This window comes from Curtobacterium sp. PvP017, from assembly GCF_054060195.1.
Map to the genome: position 1 here is coordinate 82,487 of NZ_JBSSCY010000010.1, position 16,403 is coordinate 98,889.

The following is a 16,403-nucleotide window of genomic DNA, read 5'->3' on the forward strand; positions in this document are numbered from 1 at the left end:
CGTGTCCGCACGCCGCGGCGCGCCGTCCGACGCACCCAGTTCGGGGGACAAGTTGCAACGCGCATGACCGATCCTCGGGCTTTCTCCTTACACTCGACAGAGCATCACCCGTCGTCTGCAGGGGGACGGCGGGACGGCCTTCCAGGGGGAGACCCGATTGCTGCTCATCGCCGCGGCTCTGCTCACCGCCTCGATGCACTCGCTCGGAGTGATCGAGGCCCCCGTCGCGCCTCCGTCCGACGCCACCACGGCCACCGTGACGGTCGCGCTGGTCTCCGAACGCGACTCGGTGCCCCAGCCGGTCATGACCGGGGGACAGATCGACGTCGACGCGGTCGCGACCGCGCACGGACGTGCCTTCCTCGACGACCTCCGCACCCTCGGCGCCGGTGACCTGCGCCGTGCCGCGGACGACCGACGCGTGGTGGCGACCGCACAGGACGACCCGCCCGCCGCGGCCGTCGTGGCGCAGTGGTGGGCGGGGCTCGACGCCGGCGAACAGGACACGCTCCTGGCGCACGCGCCGTCGATCGTCGGCAACCTCGAGGGCGTGCCCTACGCCGTGCGCGACCGGGCGAACCGGTCGACCCTGGCCAGCGGCCTCGCCGACCACGACACGAGTGCCGCCCACGCCGCGATGCTCGGACAGGTACGGGACTCGCTGCGGCGCGAGCCCGGTGACCCGCAGCGGTTCCTCGTCACGCTCGACACCCGGGCAGCGGGACGAGCGGCGATCAGCATCGGCGACCTCGACACGGCGGCGGACGTCACCGTCATCGTGCCCGGGATGTTCTTCACCGTGACGGGGCAGATGGCCGACTTCACGAACACCGCCAACGACCTGGCGAGCGAGCAGGCGACCCTCGCACCGCTGGCAGCCGGTGGCTCCGGTGACGGGTCCGGCGTCGCCGTCGTGGCGTGGATGGGCTACCGCACGCCCGACCTGTCGAACATCATGTCGCTCAGCCTCGCCGACACCGGAGCACAGCGACTCGAGCGCACCGTCGACGGTCTGCGGCAGATCCGCGACGGCGACCAGCCCCGGCTGAACATCGTGGCGCACTCCTACGGGTCGACCATGGCGCTCATGGCGCTCGCCTCCGGACGGATGAGCGCCGACACCCTCACCGTCCTCGGGTCGCCGGGCAGCGACGTCCGGTCGTCGGCGGAGCTGGCCGTCGCCTCGGACGAGGTGTTCGTCGGCGTCGCGCACAGCGACCCGATCGCGGGGTCCGGGTACTACGGCACGGATCCCGGCGGTGCGTCCTTCGGCGCCACCGTGATGGACCTGGCCGGCGGGGCCGACGTGCTGGCCGCCGGCGACCTGTTCCGCCGTCCGGTCGGGCACAACGACTACCTCAAGCCCGGGACCGCGTCGCTGCACGACGTCGCCCTGATCGGCGTCGGCCGCGGCGACCTCGTCCGCGAGCAGGTCCGACGTGGCAGCACCGGTGACGACGGCGTCGTCGGGGCGTCGATCGACATGTACCTGGTCCGTCCACAGGACCTGCAGCCGCGCGACTGACGCGGTGCGGCCCCGGGCGTGACCGGATCGTGACCGGTGGCCGACGTGCCGGGCGTGCGCCGGGCCTCCCGGCCGGATCCGCGACCGCGCGCGGATCGCGACCCGCGTCGGGTGGTGCCTGAGCGGCAACCTGAGCGACGGCGCAGCCTCAGTCGGTTCCACGGCAGAACCAGTACAGCCCGCCTCCCTACGGTTCGGGCATGCGTGTGGTGCGATGGCCTGGTGCTCTCCTGATGTTCGTGGTGATGTCCGTGCTCGCCGGCATGCTCGTCGCCGTCGCGGTGACACCGGCGGTCGCCGTCGCGGGTGAGAGCACCTCCGGAGCGGTCGCGTTCTTCGAGGACCTGCCGAGCTACCTCGACGTGCAGACGCCGCAGCAGGTGTCGTCGGTGTACGCGACGAAGGGCGGCAAGCAGGTCAAGATCGCGTCGTTCTACGCCGAGAACCGGACGAACGTCACGGCCGACCAGATGGCGGACACGCTCAAGCAGGCCGCGATCGACACCGAGGACCCCCGGTACTACGACGAGGGCGGCATCGACGTCCTCGGCACGCTGCGCGGCGTCGCCGCGACCGTCGTCGGCGGCGACGTCCAGGGCGGGTCGAGCATCACCCAGCAGTACGTCAAGAACGTCCTCGTGCAGCAGTGCGAGGAGCTCACCGGCAAGGACCAGGCCGCCACGGCGAAGAAGGTGGAGGCCTGCTACCAGGACGCTGCCGGCGTCACCCCGCAGCGGAAGCTGCAGGAGATGCGGTACGCGATCGCCGTCAACAAGAAGTACTCGAAGGACGACATCCTGACCGGGTACCTGAACATCGTCGGGCTGGGCGGCCGGGTCTACGGCGCCGAGGCCGGTGCCGAGTACTACTTCGGGGTGCACGCGAAGGACCTGTCGCTCGTGCAGTCGGCGACGCTCGTGGCGATCCTCAACAACCCGTCGAACCTGCGCATCGACGTACCGAGCGACAAGGACAACGGCTCGGCCAACGGGTACGCGCTGACGAAGGAGCGCCGCGACTACGTGCTCCGCCGGATGCAGGCGCACGGGTCGATCACGAAGGCCGCGATGACGAAGGCGATCGCGACGCCGGTCACGCCGAAGATCACCGAGACCGCGAACGGCTGCTCGACCGCGGCGACGAACGCGGACGCCGGCTACTTCTGCGACTACGTCCGCGACCAGGTGCTGCAGGACCCGGCGTTCGGCAAGACCGCCGCGGCACGCATCGCGACCCTCGACACCAAGGGCCTGCAGATCCACACCTCGCTCGACCTCGACCTGCAGAGCCAGGCGCAGACCGCGCTGTCGACCTACGTGCCGTCCACGATGGCCGGCGTCGACGTCGGCGGCTCGAACGTCACCGTCGAGCCCGGCACCGGACGCATCATGTCGATGGTGCAGAACACGTCGTACACGCAGGGGGACAACGCCGCAGCGGGGTCGACCGCGGTGAACTACAGCGCGGACTCCGGGTACGGCAACTCCGGCGGGTTCCAGACGGGGTCGACCTACAAGGTGTTCACCCTGGCCGAGTGGCTCGCGACCGGCCACACCCTGTCCGAATCGGTGTCGACCACCGAGCACACCTTCCAGAACTCGGAGTTCACCAACTCCTGCCAGAACGTCAGTGGCGGGACGTGGCCCGTCGCGAACGCCGAGTCCGTGCCGGCCTCGATGACCGTGCAGGCCGCCACCGTCGAGTCGATCAACACCGCCTTCGGCGCGATGGGCAAGCAGCTCGACCTCTGCAGGATCGCGCAGCTCGCCCAGTCGATGGGGATCCACCGCGCCGACGGCGGTGCCCTCGGGCAGACCCCCTCGTCGATCCTCGGCGTCAACGAGCTGTCGCCGATCGACCTCGCCGAGGCGTACGCGGGCTTCGCGAACGGCGGTGTCGTCTGCACGCCGACCGCCATCGACTCGGTCACCGAGTCGGACGGCACCAAGATCACCCCGACGCCGTCGTCCTGCACGCAGGGCGTCTCGGCGGACGTCGCCGGCACCGTGGACTACGCGCTGCAGGGTGTGCTGTCGGGCTCCGGCACCGCCGCCAGCGCGAACCCGGGCGACAGCGTGCCGAAGTTCGCGAAGACCGGCACGACCGACGGCGACGTGCAGAACTGGCTCGTGGCGTCGTCGACGAAGTACACGAACGCCACCTGGATCGGCAACGTGCAGGGGAACGTGAGCTTGGCGAACTGGCCGTTCCTGCAGGGGACCACCGGGTACAGCGCGAAGTTCGGCGTCGGGAAGTCGATGATGGCGTACCTGGACCAGACGGTCGGTGGGGACGCGCTGCCCGCTCCGAGCCAGGCGATGATCGGGCAGGCCAGCCACTCGTCGCAGTCGCAGTCCTCGCAGTCGTCCTCGGGATCCTCGTCTGGACAGGGGGACTCACAGGGTGACCAGACGACGCCGACCACGCCGACGCAGTCGACTGCTCCTTCCGCTCCGGCCGCACCGGCGGCTCCCGCCGCCACGGCGGCTCCGGCAGCGGGCGACCAGAACGGGAAGTGACTGTTCGGGCCAATAGACTGTCGGACATCCCACGAACCGATCGACGGAGCACCATGCCTGACATCACGAGCGAGCAGGTCGCGCACCTGGCGAACCTCGCGCGTATCGCACTCACGCCCGACGAGATCGAGAAGCTGACCGGGGAGCTGTCGCACATCGTCGAGAGCGTCGCCAAGGTCGCCGAGGTCGCGACCGACGACGTCCCGCTGACGAGCCACCCCGTGCCGCTCGGCAACGTCACCCGACCCGACGTCGTCGGCCAGACGCTGACACAGGAGCAGGCGCTCTCCGGGGCGCCCGACTCCGACGGCGAACGGTTCCGAGTGACCGCGATCCTGGGAGAAGAACAGTGACCGACATCACGCGCATGAGCGCCGCAGCGCTCGCCGACGCCCTCGTGGCACGCGACGTCTCGAGCGTCGAGGCCACGCAGGCCCACCTCGACCGCATCGCCGCGGTCGACGGCGACGTGCACGCCTTCCTGCACGTCAACCAGAACGCCATCGCGGTCGCGAAGTCGATCGACTCGCGCCGTTCGGCCGGCGACGACCTCGGGCCCCTCGCCGGTGTCCCGATCGCGATCAAGGACGTCCTGTGCACGCAGGACATGCCGACGACCTCGGGCTCGAAGATCCTCGAGGGCTGGGTGCCGCCGTACGACGCCACCCCGGTCGCCAAGCTCCGTGCCGCCGGCCTCGTGCCGCTCGGCAAGACCAACATGGACGAGTTCGCGATGGGCTCGACCACCGAGTTCTCGGCGTACGGTCCGACCCACAACCCGTGGGACCTCGACCGCATCCCCGGCGGCTCCGGCGGTGGCTCGGCCGCTGCCGTCGCCGCGCACGAGGCACCCATCGCGCTCGGCTCCGACACCGGCGGCTCGATCCGCCAGCCGGGCGCCGTCACCGGCACCGTCGGCGTGAAGCCGACCTACGGCGGGGTGAGCCGCTACGGCGCGATCGCCCTGGCGTCCAGCCTCGACCAGATCGGCCCGGTCGCGCGCACCGTCCTCGACGCCGCGCTCCTGCACGACGTCATCGGCGGGCACGACCCGCGCGACTCCACCTCGATCCCCGACGCCTGGCCGTCGATGGCCGCCGCCGCTCGCGAAGGACTGCAGGCGGACACGCTGCGCGGCCTGCGCGTCGGCGTGGTCAAGGAGCTCGCCGGTGGCGACGGCTTCCAGGCCGGGGTCACCCAGCGCTTCCAGGAGACCGTCGCCCTGCTCGAGTCGGCCGGTGCGGTCGTCGTCGAGATCGACGCCCCGTCCTTCGCCTACGCGATCAGCGCCTACTACCTGATCCTGCCGGCCGAGGCCTCGTCGAACCTGGCGAAGTTCGACTCGGTGCGCTTCGGCCTCCGGGTCACGCCCGAGAACGGTGCCACCGTCGAGGACGTCATGGCCGCCACGCGCGAAGCCGGGTTCGGGCCCGAGGTGAAGCGTCGCATCATCCTCGGTACCTACGCCCTGAGCGCCGGGTACTACGACGCGTACTACGGCTCGGCGCAGAAGGTCCGCACGCTCGTGCAGCGGGACTTCCAGGCCGCCTTCGAACAGGTCGACCTGCTCATCAGCCCGTCGGCCCCGACGACCGCGTTCCCGATCGGTGAGCGCATCGACGACCCCCTCGCGATGTACCTCAACGACCTCACCACGATCCCCGCGAACCTGGCGGGCGTGCCCGGCATGAGCATCCCGAACGGCCTGGCGCCCGAGGACGGCCTGCCCGTCGGCGTGCAGCTCATGGCCCCGCAGCGCGAGGACGCCCGCCTGTACCGCTACGGTGCGGCGCTCGAGCGTCTGCTCGAGCAGCAGTGGGGTGCCCCGCTCATCGACCGGATCCCGGACCTCGACCAGAGTCAGCAGTCGGCTGCGCAGGAAGGTGTGATCTGATGGCGCAGAAGGACGCGCTCATGGACTTCGACGAGGCACTGGAGCGCTACGAGCCGGTGCTCGGCTTCGAGGTGCACGTCGAACTCGCGACGAAGACCAAGATGTTCTCGGACGCACCGAACTTCTTCGGTGGCGAGCCGAACACGAACGTGACGCCGGTCGACCTCGGGCTGCCCGGGTCGCTGCCGGTCGTGAACGCGCAGGCCGTGCGGTACTCGATCCAGCTCGGGCTCGCGCTCGGCTGCTCGATCGCCGAGTCGTCGCGGTTCGCCCGGAAGAACTACTTCTACCCGGACAACCCCAAGAACTACCAGGTCTCGCAGTTCGACGAGCCCATCGCGTTCGAGGGCGAGGTCGAGGTCGAACTGGCCGACGGCACGATCTTCAACGTGCCGATCGAGCGCGCCCACATGGAAGAGGACGCCGGCAAGCTGACGCACGTCGGCGGTGCCACCGGCCGCATCCAGGGCGCCGAGTACTCGCTCGTCGACTACAACCGCGCCGGGGTGCCCCTGGTCGAGATCGTCACGAAGCCGATCTTCGGCGCCGAGCACCGCGCTCCCGAGCTCGGTGCCGCGTACGTGCAGGTCATCCGCGACCTCGTCCGGGCACTCGGGGTCTCCGAGGCCCGCATGGAACGCGGCAACCTGCGCTGCGACGCCAACATCTCGCTGCGCCCCCGCGGCCAGGAGAAGCTCGGCACCCGCACCGAGACGAAGAACGTCAACTCGTTCCGTGCCGTCGAGCGTGCGATCCGCTACGAGATCCAGCGCCAGGCCGCGATCCTGGCCGACGGCGGCACCATCACGCAGGAGACCCGCCACTGGCACGAAGACACCGGCCGCACGTCGGCCGGCCGTCCGAAGTCGGACGCCGACGACTACCGCTACTTCCCCGAGCCGGACCTGCTGCCGGTCGTGCCGGACCCCGCGGTCGTCGAGGAACTCCGCGCGTCCCTGCCCGAGGCACCGGTGGCTCGCCGTCGTCGTCTCAAGGGCGAGTGGGGCTTCGCCGACCTGGAGTTCCAGGACGTCGTGAACGGCGGGCTGCTCGACCAGGTCGAGGGCACCGTCGCCGCCGGAGCCGCGCCGCAGGCCGCCCGCAAGTGGTGGACCGGTGAGATCAGCCGTGTCGCGAACGCGCAGGACGCCGAGCCCGGTGACCTCGTGTCGCCGCAGCACGTCGCCGAGGTCATCGCGCTCGTCGAGTCCGGTGACCTGACCGACCGCCTGGCCCGCCAGGTGCTCGAGGGCGTCATCGCCGGCGAGGGTTCGCCGGCCCAGGTCGTCGAGGCCCGCGGGCTCAAGGTCGTGTCCGACGACTCGGCGCTCACCGCCGCGGTCGACGAGGCGCTCGCCGCGCAGCCCGACGTGCTCGCCAAGATCCAGGACGGCAAGGTCCAGGCCGCCGGCGCCATCATCGGCGCCGTCATGAAGGCCATGAAGGGCCAGGCGGACGCCGCCCGCGTGCGCGAGCTGGTGCTGGAGCGCGCGCAGCAGTCGTAGACGGGATCCGTTGACGGACGGGAGGCGCGGTGCCGGCTGGCACCGCGCCTCCCGTCAGAGACCGATCGCGTTACGCGACCTGCTCCTCGTTCTGCGGGTCGAACAGGCTGGACGCCTCGTGGCGCTCGATCGCGGCCGCGACGAGCCCCGCGAACAGCGGGTGCGCGTTCGTCGGACGCGAGCGCAGCTCCGGGTGCGCCTGCGTGGCGATGTAGAACGGGTGCACGTCGCGCGGCAGCTCGACGTACTCGACCAGGGTGCCGTCGGGCGAGGTGCCCGAGAACACCAGGCCGGCGTCCGCGATCTGCTGCCGGTACGTGTTGTTGACCTCGTAGCGGTGACGGTGGCGTTCGGACGCCTCGGGCGCACCGTAGAGCGACTCGGCCAACGACCCCGACGTGAACGTCGCCGGGTACAGGCCCAGGCGCATGGTGCCGCCCAGGTCGCCGCCGGCGATGATGTCCACCTGCTCCGCCATGGTCGCGATGACCGGCGTCGAGGTCTCCGGGTCGAACTCCGTGCTCGACGCGTCGGTGAGACCGGCCTCGTGGCGGGCGTACTCGATCACCATGCACTGCAGGCCGAGGCACAGGCCGAGCGTCGGGATGCCCTGCTCGCGGGCGAAGCGCAGCGCACCGAGCTTGCCCTCGATGCCACGGACCCCGAACCCGCCGGGGATGCAGATGCCGTCCACGTCGCCGAGCTGCTTCGCAGCGCCCTCGGGCGTGGTGCAGTCGTCGGAGACGACCCACTTCAGCGTGACCTTCGCGTCGTGCGCGAAGCCACCGGCGCGCAGCGCCTCGGTGACCGACAGGTAGGCGTCCGGCAGGTCGATGTACTTGCCGACCAGGGCGATCGTGACGTCCTTCTTCGGCTCGTGCACCGCACGGAGCACCGGGGTCCATGCGGTCCAGTCGACCGGGCCGGCCTCGAGCTTGAGCGCATCGACGATGACCTGGTCGAGGCCCTGGTTGTTCAGCAGCGTCGGCAGATCGTAGATCGACGGGACGTCCACGGCGTTCACCACGGCGTCCTCGTCCACGTCGCACATCAGCGCGATCTTCTTCTTGTTCGAGTCCGACACCGGACGGTCCGACCGCAGCACGAGCGCGTCGGGCTGGATGCCGATCGAGCGGAGCGCAGCCACGGAGTGCTGCGTCGGCTTCGTCTTCTGCTCGCCCGAGGCGTTCATGAACGGAACAAGCGACACGTGCACGAAGAACACGTTGTTGCGGCCGAGCTCGTGGCGGACCTGGCGTGCCGACTCGATGAACGGCTGCGACTCGATGTCGCCGACGGTGCCGCCGACCTCGGTGATGATGACGTCGGGCTGCGGGTCGTTCTCCGCCTGCTCGCGCATCCGGCGCTTGATCTCGTCGGTGATGTGCGGGATGACCTGCACGGTGTCACCGAGGTACTCGCCACGGCGCTCCTTGGCGATGACCGTGGAGTACACCTGGCCGGTCGTGACGTTCGCCGACTGCGCCAGGTTGATGTCGAGGAAGCGCTCGTAGTGCCCGATGTCGAGGTCCGTCTCCGCACCGTCGTCGGTCACGAAGACCTCGCCGTGCTGGAACGGGTTCATGGTGCCCGGGTCCACGTTGAGGTAGGGGTCGAGCTTCTGCATGACGACCTTGAGGCCGCGAGCCGTGAGGAGGTTGCCGAGGCTTGCTGCCGTCAGGCCCTTGCCGAGAGACGAGACGACCCCGCCGGTCACGAAGATCTGCTTCGTCACCTTCGGGGTCGGGGTGTTTGCCTGGGTACCGCTGCTGAGAGTGTCCGCCACGGGATTCCATCGTACGTCAGAACTGCCGGGAGGCGCGACCCCGGTTCGCCGTGGGCGTTGCGCGGGTGGGTCGCCGGGTGCTCGGGCCGCGCTCGCGCTCGCGCTCGGCCGCCGGCCGGCGGTCGGCGGTCGGCGGTCGGGTGTTCGGGGCGCGCTCGCGCTCGGCCGCCGGCCGGCGGTCGTCAGGCCGTCTGGCCGGCCACGTCGAGCAGTTCGCGGGCGTGCTCCACGCCGCTGGCGCTGTCGCCGAGGCCGGAGAGCAGCCGCGCCATCTCCTGCAGGCGGTCCTCGCCCTCGAGTCGTCGCACGCTCGACGAGGTCACGGCGCCACTGGCGTCCTTCACCACGTTGAGGTGGTTGTTCGCGAACGCCGCGACCTGCGCGAGGTGCGTGACGACGATGACCTGCGTGCGCTCGGCAAGCTTCGCCAGCCGACGACCGATCTCGATCGCCGCCGCACCGCCCACGCCGGCGTCGACCTCGTCGAAGACGAACGTCGGCACCGTCGTGCTGCCGGCCATCACGACCTCGATCGCGAGCATGACGCGTGAGAGCTCGCCACCCGACGCGCCCTTGCCGATCGGCCGGGGGTCGGTGCCGGAGTGCGGCTGCAGCAGGATCGAGACCTGGTCGCGTCCGTGCCGGCGGTACTCGCCCGCGTCGCTGACCTCGACCACCAGCGTGGCGCCGGCCATCGCGAGGGTCTTCAGTTCAGTCGTGACACGCTTCGCGAGGTCCGCTGCCGCCTTCGTGCGAGCAGCGGTCAACGCCGCCGCCGCCGCCCCGAGTGCCTGCTCGTCCTGTTCGACGGACTGCTGGAGCGCCGCGATGCGGTCGTCGTCGCCGTCCAGCTCGAGCAGGCGGTCACTGGCACGCTGCCCGTAGGCGATGACGTCGTCGACGGTGTCGCCGTACTTGCGGGTGAGGCCGGCGAGCAGCGCGCGTCGTTCGTTGATGAGCTCGAGGTCGTGCCCGGCCTCGGGCTCGAGCGAGCCGAGGTAGCTGGAGATGCTCGCAGAGGCCTCGGCCGCCTGGATCCCGAGTTCCGTGAGCTGCTCGAGCACCGGCTGCAGGGCGGCGTCGGAGTCGGCGACGCGCTCGACGGCACGGCGGGCGGACTCGACCAGGCCGACGACGTCCGAGACACCGTCGAGCGACTCGCTGGACAGGGCCTCGTGCGCCAGGGCGGCGGAGAGTCGGAGTTCCTCGAGGTTGCCGAGCCGGTCGGCGCGCTCGGCGAGCTCGACGTCCTCGCCGGGCTGAGGGTCGGCCGCTTCGATCTCGTCCGATGCCGCGCGGATCCGGTCGGCCTCGGCCACCCGCTCGTCACGGTCCCGCGTCAGTGTCTCGAGCTCGCCCGTGTGCTGCTGCCACGCGTCGTACGCCGTGACGTACCGATTCAGGACCTTCTCGAGGGCCGCTCCGCCGAAGCCGTCGAGCGCCGCACGCTGCGCGGTCGACGAGGTCAGTCGGATCTGGTCGGACTGACCGTGCACCGTCACGAGCTGGTCGGCGAGTTCACCGAGGACCGCCACGGGGGCGCTCCGCCCGCCGACGGTGGCGCGGCTGCGGCCCTCGGCCGAGACCGTGCGTGTGAGGATCAGTTCGCCGTCCTCGACGGCGCCGCCGGCGTCCTCGACGCGTTCTGCGACCGCGGCGTGCTCGGGGACGTTCCAGCGGCCCTCGACCACGGCGTTCGACGCACCGCGGCGGACCGAACCGGCGTCCGCCCGGGCACCGAGCAGCAATCCGAGGGCGGTGACGATCATGGTCTTGCCCGCACCGGTCTCGCCGGTGACGACGGTGAACCCCGGACCGAGTTCGAGTGTGGTCTCGCCGATGACCCCGAGGTCACGGATCGCGATCTCCTCGATCATCGGTGGTCCTCCTGTCGGCCGGTCACAGGTCGTCCTCGTCGGTCTGCGGCCCGCGCCACCCGGTGACCGGGAGCCGGAACTTCGCGACCAGCCGATCGGTGAAGGGGGCGTCCTTGAGGCGCGCGACCCGCACGGGGTCCGGCGACCGTCGGACCTCGACCCGAGCGCCCGGCGGCAGGTCGTGCGTCCGGCGACCGTCGCACCACAGGACGCCCACACCGCTCGTGCGCCGGAGGACCTCGATCGCGAGGACGCGGTCCGGACCCACCACGATCGGGCGGGAGAACAGGGCGTGCGCGCTGAGCGGCACCATCAGCAGGGCGTCGACGTCGGGCCAGACGATCGGACCGCCGCCGGAGAACGAGTACGCCGTGGACCCGGTGGGGGTCGACACGACGACACCGTCGCACCCGAACGAGGACAGCGGACGACCGTCGACCTCGGTCACCACCTCGAGCATGCGCTCGCGCGAGGCCTTCTCGATGGTGGCTTCGTTGAGCGCCCAGCTCGAGTAGACGATCTGGTTGCCGACGACGACGTCGACCTGCAGGGTGACGCGTTCCTCGACGTGGTACTCCCCCGACAGGGCGCGCTCGACGGTCTCGGCGAGGGCGTCCCGCTCGCTCTCCGCCAGGAAGCCGACGTGTCCGAGGTTCACACCGACGATCGGGGCCCGCGTCTCGCGCACGAGTTCGGCCGCGCGCAGGATCGTGCCGTCACCACCGAGCACGATGACGATCTCGAGCTGGTCCGCCTGGACGTCGACGCCGAGGATGTCGACCTGGCCCACCGAGGCCTCGGCCCGGCGGATGTCGGCGTACTCGTCGAACGGCATCACCGGTACCAGACCGGCGGCGTGCAGCAGGTCGCAGACCTCCACCGCAGCATCGATCGAGTCACGGCGACCCGTGTGGGAGACGAGCAGGATGTGCCGGTCGTCGCTCATGCGGTCCCCTCTGTGAGTTCGGTTGCCCGGACTCTCCATTCTGTCGGATTGCCACCGACACCACGCTGGAAGCGCGCGAGGTACTCGTGGTTGCCGTGCGTCCCGATGATCGGCGACGCCGCGAGCCCGGTGGTCCCGAAGCCGAGGTCCCACGCCGACCACAGGACGTTCATCAGGGCGTCGTCACGGAGGGCCGGGTCGTGCACGATGCCCTCGCGCACCCCACCGCGGCCGACCTCGAACTGCGGCTTCACGAGCAGGACGAAGTCGTCGGCGGGCACGGCCTCGGCCAGGGCGGGCAGCACCAGCCGCAGCGAGATGAACGACAGGTCGCCGACGACCAGGGTCGTCTCGGCTGCGGCGCCGTCGAGCGCGAGGTAGTCGGACCGGGTCAGACTGCGGGCGTTGGTGCCCTCGACCACGGCGACACGCTCGTCGACCGCGATCGACGGGTGCAGTTGGCCGTGCCCGACGTCGAGCGCGATGACACGACGAGCACCACGGGTCAGGAGCACCTGGGTGAAGCCGCCCGTGCTGGCGCCGACGTCCAGCACCACACGACCGGACGGGTCGACCGCGAAGGCGTCGAGCGCTCCGACGAGCTTCCGGGCAGCGCGGGAGACCCACTCGTCGGCCGCGTCGACCACGATGTCGGCGCCCGGGGCGGTCGGGGCAGCGGGCTTCACGACGGGACGGCCGTCGACCGTCACCCGGCCGTCCTGGATGAGCTTGGAAGCAGCGGTCCGCGATCGCGCGAGTCCGCGCGTCGCGAGGAGGGCGTCGAGGCGGACCGGGGTCGCGTCGGGCACGGCTCCGTCCGGTTCAGGCACTCGCGGAGCCGCCGCCCTCGAGCCGCGTGCGCAGCTCGTCGTGCAGTGCGGAGAACGCGTCGGCGCGCTCGACGAGCGGCAGGGCTTCGGCCGCCGAGGTGCGCGCGGCGAACTCGTCCTGCGGTTCCAGGTCGGCGGACGGCTGCTCGGGGTTCGGCACGTCCGACACGCTACTCGCCGCCGTACAGCTGCGGGTCCACGTCGAGGCCGTAGATGGCCAGACCCGACTCCCAGATCAGGGCCGCACCGGCGCGGAGGCGATCGATGTCGCTCCCCGCATCGAGCACCCGCACGACGTGCCCGCGCATCGCCACGGTGGCGCTGCCGACGGTGACGTACCGCGTGCCGTCGTCGTCCTGTCGCCGGACGGTCACCGGGTAGGGCTCGGACAGGCCGCGGAGGTCCTCGAGCACGAACACCGGACGCGAGCGTTGGTCGGCGGCAAGCACCTGCTTCGCCTGGTCGATGCCCGTCAGCACGAGGACGCTCGGGATCCCGACGTCGTTCGCCCCCTTGATGTCGGTGTCGAGACGGTCACCGATGAACAGTGTCCGCCCGCCGCCGAAGCGCTCGACCGCTGCATCGAAGATCGGACGCTCCGGCTTGCCGGCGACCACGGGCATGCGGCCCACGGCCTGGTGGACGGCGGACACGAGCGTGCCGTTGCCCGGCGCGATGCCGCGCTCGACCGGGATCGACCAGTCCATGTTCGTCGCGACCCACGGGATCGCCGGATCGGCCAGCGCGAAGGACGCCTCGGCCAGCTCCTTCCACCCGAGGTCCGGGGAGAAGCCCTGGATGACCGCGGCCGGGGAGTCCTCGGCACTGCTCGTCACCGTGAAGCCGGCGGCCTCGACGATGCTCGAGAGTCCGAGTCCACCGGTGACGAGCACGGTCGAGCCGGCGGGCACCAGCGTCGAGAGGAGCTGGACACCCGCTTGCGATGACGTGACGACGTCGTCCTCGGACACCTCGAGCCCGTAGCGCTCGAGGTGCTCGGCGACGTCGATCGGTCGCCGGGACGCGTTGTTCGTGATGTACCCGACGCGGGCGCTCAGCGATGCCCGTGTGAGCGCCTCGACCGCGTGCGGGATCGCGTTCCGCCCCCGGTAGACGACGCCGTCGAGGTCCGTCAGGACGACGTCGACGCCGTCCGTCGGCGCGGTCGGGACGTCAGTCGGCTGCGGAGCCGTCGACGTCGCGGGGGTTGTCGTCGTCGACCTCGCCGGGCTGGTCGGCTTCGCCGGGCTCCCCGACGACGTCGGGCTCGGCGAAGACCGGTTCGTCGGCGAGGTAGGCGTCTTCGGAGTCGGCGTCGTCGAGCTGCTCGGCGTCGTCGAGCTGCTCGGCGTCGTCGAGCTCGCCGGCGTCTGCGTGTTCTTCGACCTCGAGCGTTTCCTCGACCACATCAACTGTCTCCCAAGCGTTCTCGTCGGCGGCTTCGGCCAGGGCCGCTGCCGCACGGTCGACACGGGCCCACCACTCGTCGGCCTCGTCCTGCCGGCCCAGCTCCTCGAGCGTGGCCGCGTAAGCACTGTAGAGCGCCGGCGACCACGTGTAGGCCGTGGACGGGTCGAGCTGTGGAATCTCCAGCTCACCGAGCGCGGCTGTGGGGTTCCCGAGGTCGATACGGGCGCCGGACATCGCGATCGCGAGCTCAACCTGCACCGCGGTGTCGAGCGCGGCACGCTCCACCGAACGTCCGAGCTCGAGTGCTCGCTCCGGACGGCCGAGGCCTCGCTCGCAGTCCACCATCATCGGGAGCTGGTCGTTGCGACCGGAGATGCGCCGGTAGGTACGGAGCTCGCGGAGTGCCGTCGCGAAGTCACCCAGGCGGTACGCCGTGATCGCAGCGGTCTCGCGGACGACACCGACGCGACCCGCACGACGAGCGGCGCTGAGGGCGTGCTCGTTGGCCAGGGCGGGGTCCTCGTCGACGAACAGCGCCGCAGCCACGAGGTGCCGGGCGACCCAGTCGGCGTTGTCCTTGCTGAGCGTCTTCAGCTCCATGCGCGCTGCTGGGTCGAGATCACGCGCGTCGATCTCGTCGGGGATGTCCGGGTCGTCGTGACGCGGACGGATCGACTTCGTGCCGTACGGGTCGCGGTCTTCCCAGTCGTCACGGGCCGCTTCGCCGAAGCGTGCGCCGGCGTGACGCGTCCCGTCGCCGAAGCGGCGTCGGTCGTCGCCACCATCACGGCGCGGACGGTCGCCGTCACGGGCAGGACGGTCGGAGCCGCCACGGAACGCCGGCCGGTCGCCATCACGACGCGGGCGATCCGACGATCCACCGCGGAACGACGGGCGGTCGTCGTCGCGACGCGGACGGTCGCCGTCGCGGGCAGGACGGTCCGAGCCGCCGCGGTACGCGGGGCGGTCGCCATCACGACGCGGACGATCCGAGGAACCACCGCGGAACGGACGGTCGCCGTCACGAGCCGGGCGGTCCGAACCGCCACGGTACGGACGGTCACCATCACGCGCGGGACGATCGGAACCACCGCGGTACGCGGGCCGGTCGCCATCACGACGCGGACGATCCGAGGAACCACCGCGGAACGGACGGTCGCCGTCACGAGCCGGGCGGTCCGAACCACCTCGGTACGGACGGTCACCATCGCGCGCGGGACGATCGGAACCACCGCGGTACGCGGGCCGGTCGCCATCACGACGCGGGCGGTCAGAACCGCCCTGGTACGGACGGTCTCCATCACGACGCGGACGATCCGAGCCACCGCGGTAGGCGGGACGGTCGCCATCTCGGGCGGGACGGTCCGACCGGAACGGCCGATCCCCATCACGACGGGGGCGGTCAGAACCGCCCTGGTACGGACGGTCGCCGTCGCGGCGCGGACGGTCGGCACCCCGAGGGCCATCGCCGCGAGGCGGACGCCCTGAGTCACCGCGATCGCTCCGCCACGACGGACGATCGTCTCGGTCACCGGAACGGAACGGACGGTCGCCGTCGCGGCGCGGAGCGCTGTCACGACGCGCAGCACCGTCGCGGAACGGACGGTCGGAGCGCTCCGGGCGGTCGCGACGGTCACCCTCGCGCCGTTCGAAGTCACGAGGGCCAGACGACCAACGACCTCCGCTCGCACCGTCACCCCGCGGCGCACCGTCGCGGCGAGGAGCCCGATCGTCTCGTCGGGGTCGATCTCCCCGGTCGCCGTCGTTCCGTCGCTCGTCGTCGTTCGCCACCGTTGCTCCTCATCGCGTGCCCGAGCCTGAGGTCGGGCGTTCGTCCGCTGTGTCGTTGTGTTGGGTGCCGCGTCGGTCGGACCGACGTTCAGGCTCCAGTCCATCACGAACCGGAGCCGGCGTCGAGCGACGAGCGGCGAAACAGAAATGGCCACCGGCCACCACCGTGAACGAGGGTCTCCCCTACGAGTTCACGATGGAGGGCCGATGGCCACATCTTCTTACGTTAAGTCCGGCGGCGTCCTACTCTCCCACAAGGTCCCCCTTGCAGTACCATCGGCGCTGAGAGGCTTAGCTTCCGGGTTCGGAATGTGACCGGG

The 16,403-nt window shown here is 71.0% G+C and carries 13 protein-coding genes and 1 rRNA gene; 5 read left to right on the forward strand and 9 right to left on the reverse strand.

Annotated features, from left to right (window positions below; translation table 11 throughout):
• Window positions 1–157 precede the first annotated feature (157 nt).
• The 5 genes from ACVKXF_RS16485 to gatB all read left to right on the forward strand — a co-directional run bounded on the left by ACVKXF_RS16485 (window position 158) and on the right by gatB (window position 7,443).
• Window positions 158–1,525 (forward strand): alpha/beta hydrolase, encoded by a 1,368-nt coding sequence (locus ACVKXF_RS16485; protein ID WP_456796373.1) that lies wholly within the window; start codon window positions 158–160, stop codon window positions 1,523–1,525.
• Between the two features lie 200 nt (window positions 1,526–1,725).
• The gene (locus tag ACVKXF_RS16490) at window positions 1,726–4,044 is read left to right on the forward strand and encodes a transglycosylase domain-containing protein (RefSeq protein ID WP_456796374.1); all 2,319 of its coding nucleotides are present in this window, start codon (window positions 1,726–1,728) and stop codon (window positions 4,042–4,044) included.
• 53 nt (window positions 4,045–4,097) lie between these two features.
• Window positions 4,098–4,397: an Asp-tRNA(Asn)/Glu-tRNA(Gln) amidotransferase subunit GatC gene (gene gatC / locus ACVKXF_RS16495; protein WP_111085021.1), complete on the forward strand. Its 300-nt coding sequence runs from the start codon at window positions 4,098–4,100 to the stop codon at window positions 4,395–4,397.
• Window positions 4,394–5,938, forward strand: coding sequence for an Asp-tRNA(Asn)/Glu-tRNA(Gln) amidotransferase subunit GatA (gene gatA, locus ACVKXF_RS16500; RefSeq protein ID WP_340197394.1), 1,545 nt, complete (start codon window positions 4,394–4,396; stop codon window positions 5,936–5,938). The genes gatC and gatA overlap by 4 nt, the downstream gene beginning before the upstream one ends.
• Window positions 5,938–7,443, forward strand: coding sequence for an Asp-tRNA(Asn)/Glu-tRNA(Gln) amidotransferase subunit GatB (gatB, locus tag ACVKXF_RS16505; RefSeq protein WP_222660049.1), 1,506 nt, complete (start codon window positions 5,938–5,940; stop codon window positions 7,441–7,443). The genes gatA and gatB overlap by 1 nt, the downstream gene beginning before the upstream one ends.
• Before the next feature lie 70 nt (window positions 7,444–7,513).
• Here gatB and ACVKXF_RS16510 read toward each other — a convergent pair whose 3' ends face one another.
• From ACVKXF_RS16510 to rrf, 9 genes are all read right to left on the reverse strand, one after another.
• Window positions 7,514–9,229 carry a CTP synthase gene (locus tag ACVKXF_RS16510; RefSeq protein ID WP_222658593.1) on the reverse strand — a complete coding sequence of 572 codons (1,716 nt, stop codon included), beginning with the start codon at window positions 9,227–9,229 and terminating at the stop codon, window positions 7,514–7,516.
• A gap of 182 nt (window positions 9,230–9,411) precedes the next feature.
• Window positions 9,412–11,106, reverse strand: a complete 1,695-nt coding sequence (recN, locus tag ACVKXF_RS16515) for a DNA repair protein RecN (RefSeq protein ID WP_456796375.1) — start codon at window positions 11,104–11,106, stop codon at window positions 9,412–9,414.
• Between the two features lie 22 nt (window positions 11,107–11,128).
• Entirely contained in the window at window positions 11,129–12,052 is a 924-nt protein-coding gene (locus ACVKXF_RS16520; RefSeq protein WP_123314358.1) for an NAD kinase, read from the reverse strand.
• Complete coding sequence (locus ACVKXF_RS16525; protein WP_456796376.1) at window positions 12,049–12,861, reverse strand: TlyA family RNA methyltransferase; 813 nt, start codon at window positions 12,859–12,861, stop codon at window positions 12,049–12,051. The genes ACVKXF_RS16520 and ACVKXF_RS16525 overlap by 4 nt, the downstream gene beginning before the upstream one ends.
• Before the next feature lie 13 nt (window positions 12,862–12,874).
• On the reverse strand, window positions 12,875–13,042 hold the full coding sequence (locus ACVKXF_RS16530) for a hypothetical protein (protein ID WP_185021517.1): 168 nt from the start codon (window positions 13,040–13,042) through the stop codon (window positions 12,875–12,877).
• Between the two features lie 10 nt (window positions 13,043–13,052).
• Window positions 13,053–14,018 (reverse strand): HAD-IIA family hydrolase, encoded by a 966-nt coding sequence (locus ACVKXF_RS16535; RefSeq protein WP_222661475.1) that lies wholly within the window; start codon window positions 14,016–14,018, stop codon window positions 13,053–13,055.
• A gap of 37 nt (window positions 14,019–14,055) precedes the next feature.
• Window positions 14,056–14,892, reverse strand: a complete 837-nt coding sequence (locus ACVKXF_RS16540; RefSeq protein ID WP_456796377.1) for a hypothetical protein — start codon at window positions 14,890–14,892, stop codon at window positions 14,056–14,058.
• A complete protein-coding gene (locus tag ACVKXF_RS16545) occupies window positions 14,883–15,929 on the reverse strand; it encodes a hypothetical protein (protein WP_456796378.1) in 1,047 nt (348 codons plus the stop codon). The genes ACVKXF_RS16540 and ACVKXF_RS16545 overlap by 10 nt, the downstream gene beginning before the upstream one ends.
• 384 nt (window positions 15,930–16,313) lie before the next feature.
• A 5S ribosomal RNA gene (gene rrf, locus ACVKXF_RS16550) occupies window positions 16,314–16,403 on the reverse strand; the annotation flags it as partial.

What these genes read in the sequence shown, in the direction of transcription:
- ACVKXF_RS16520 (WP_123314358.1), bottom strand. Translation starts at nt 12,052, where the DNA reads ATGAGCGACGACCGGCACATCCTGCTCGTCTCCCACACGGGTCGCCGT.
- ACVKXF_RS16540 (WP_456796377.1), bottom strand. Translation starts at nt 14,892, where the DNA reads ATGGAGCTGAAGACGCTCAGCAAGGACAACGCCGACTGGGTCGCCCGG.
- recN (WP_456796375.1), bottom strand. Translation starts at nt 11,106, where the DNA reads ATGATCGAGGAGATCGCGATCCGTGACCTCGGGGTCATCGGCGAGACC.
- gatB (WP_222660049.1), top strand. Translation starts at nt 5,938, where the DNA reads ATGGCGCAGAAGGACGCGCTCATGGACTTCGACGAGGCACTGGAGCGC.
- gatC (WP_111085021.1), top strand. Translation starts at nt 4,098, where the DNA reads ATGCCTGACATCACGAGCGAGCAGGTCGCGCACCTGGCGAACCTCGCG.
- ACVKXF_RS16490 (WP_456796374.1), top strand. Translation starts at nt 1,726, where the DNA reads ATGCGTGTGGTGCGATGGCCTGGTGCTCTCCTGATGTTCGTGGTGATG.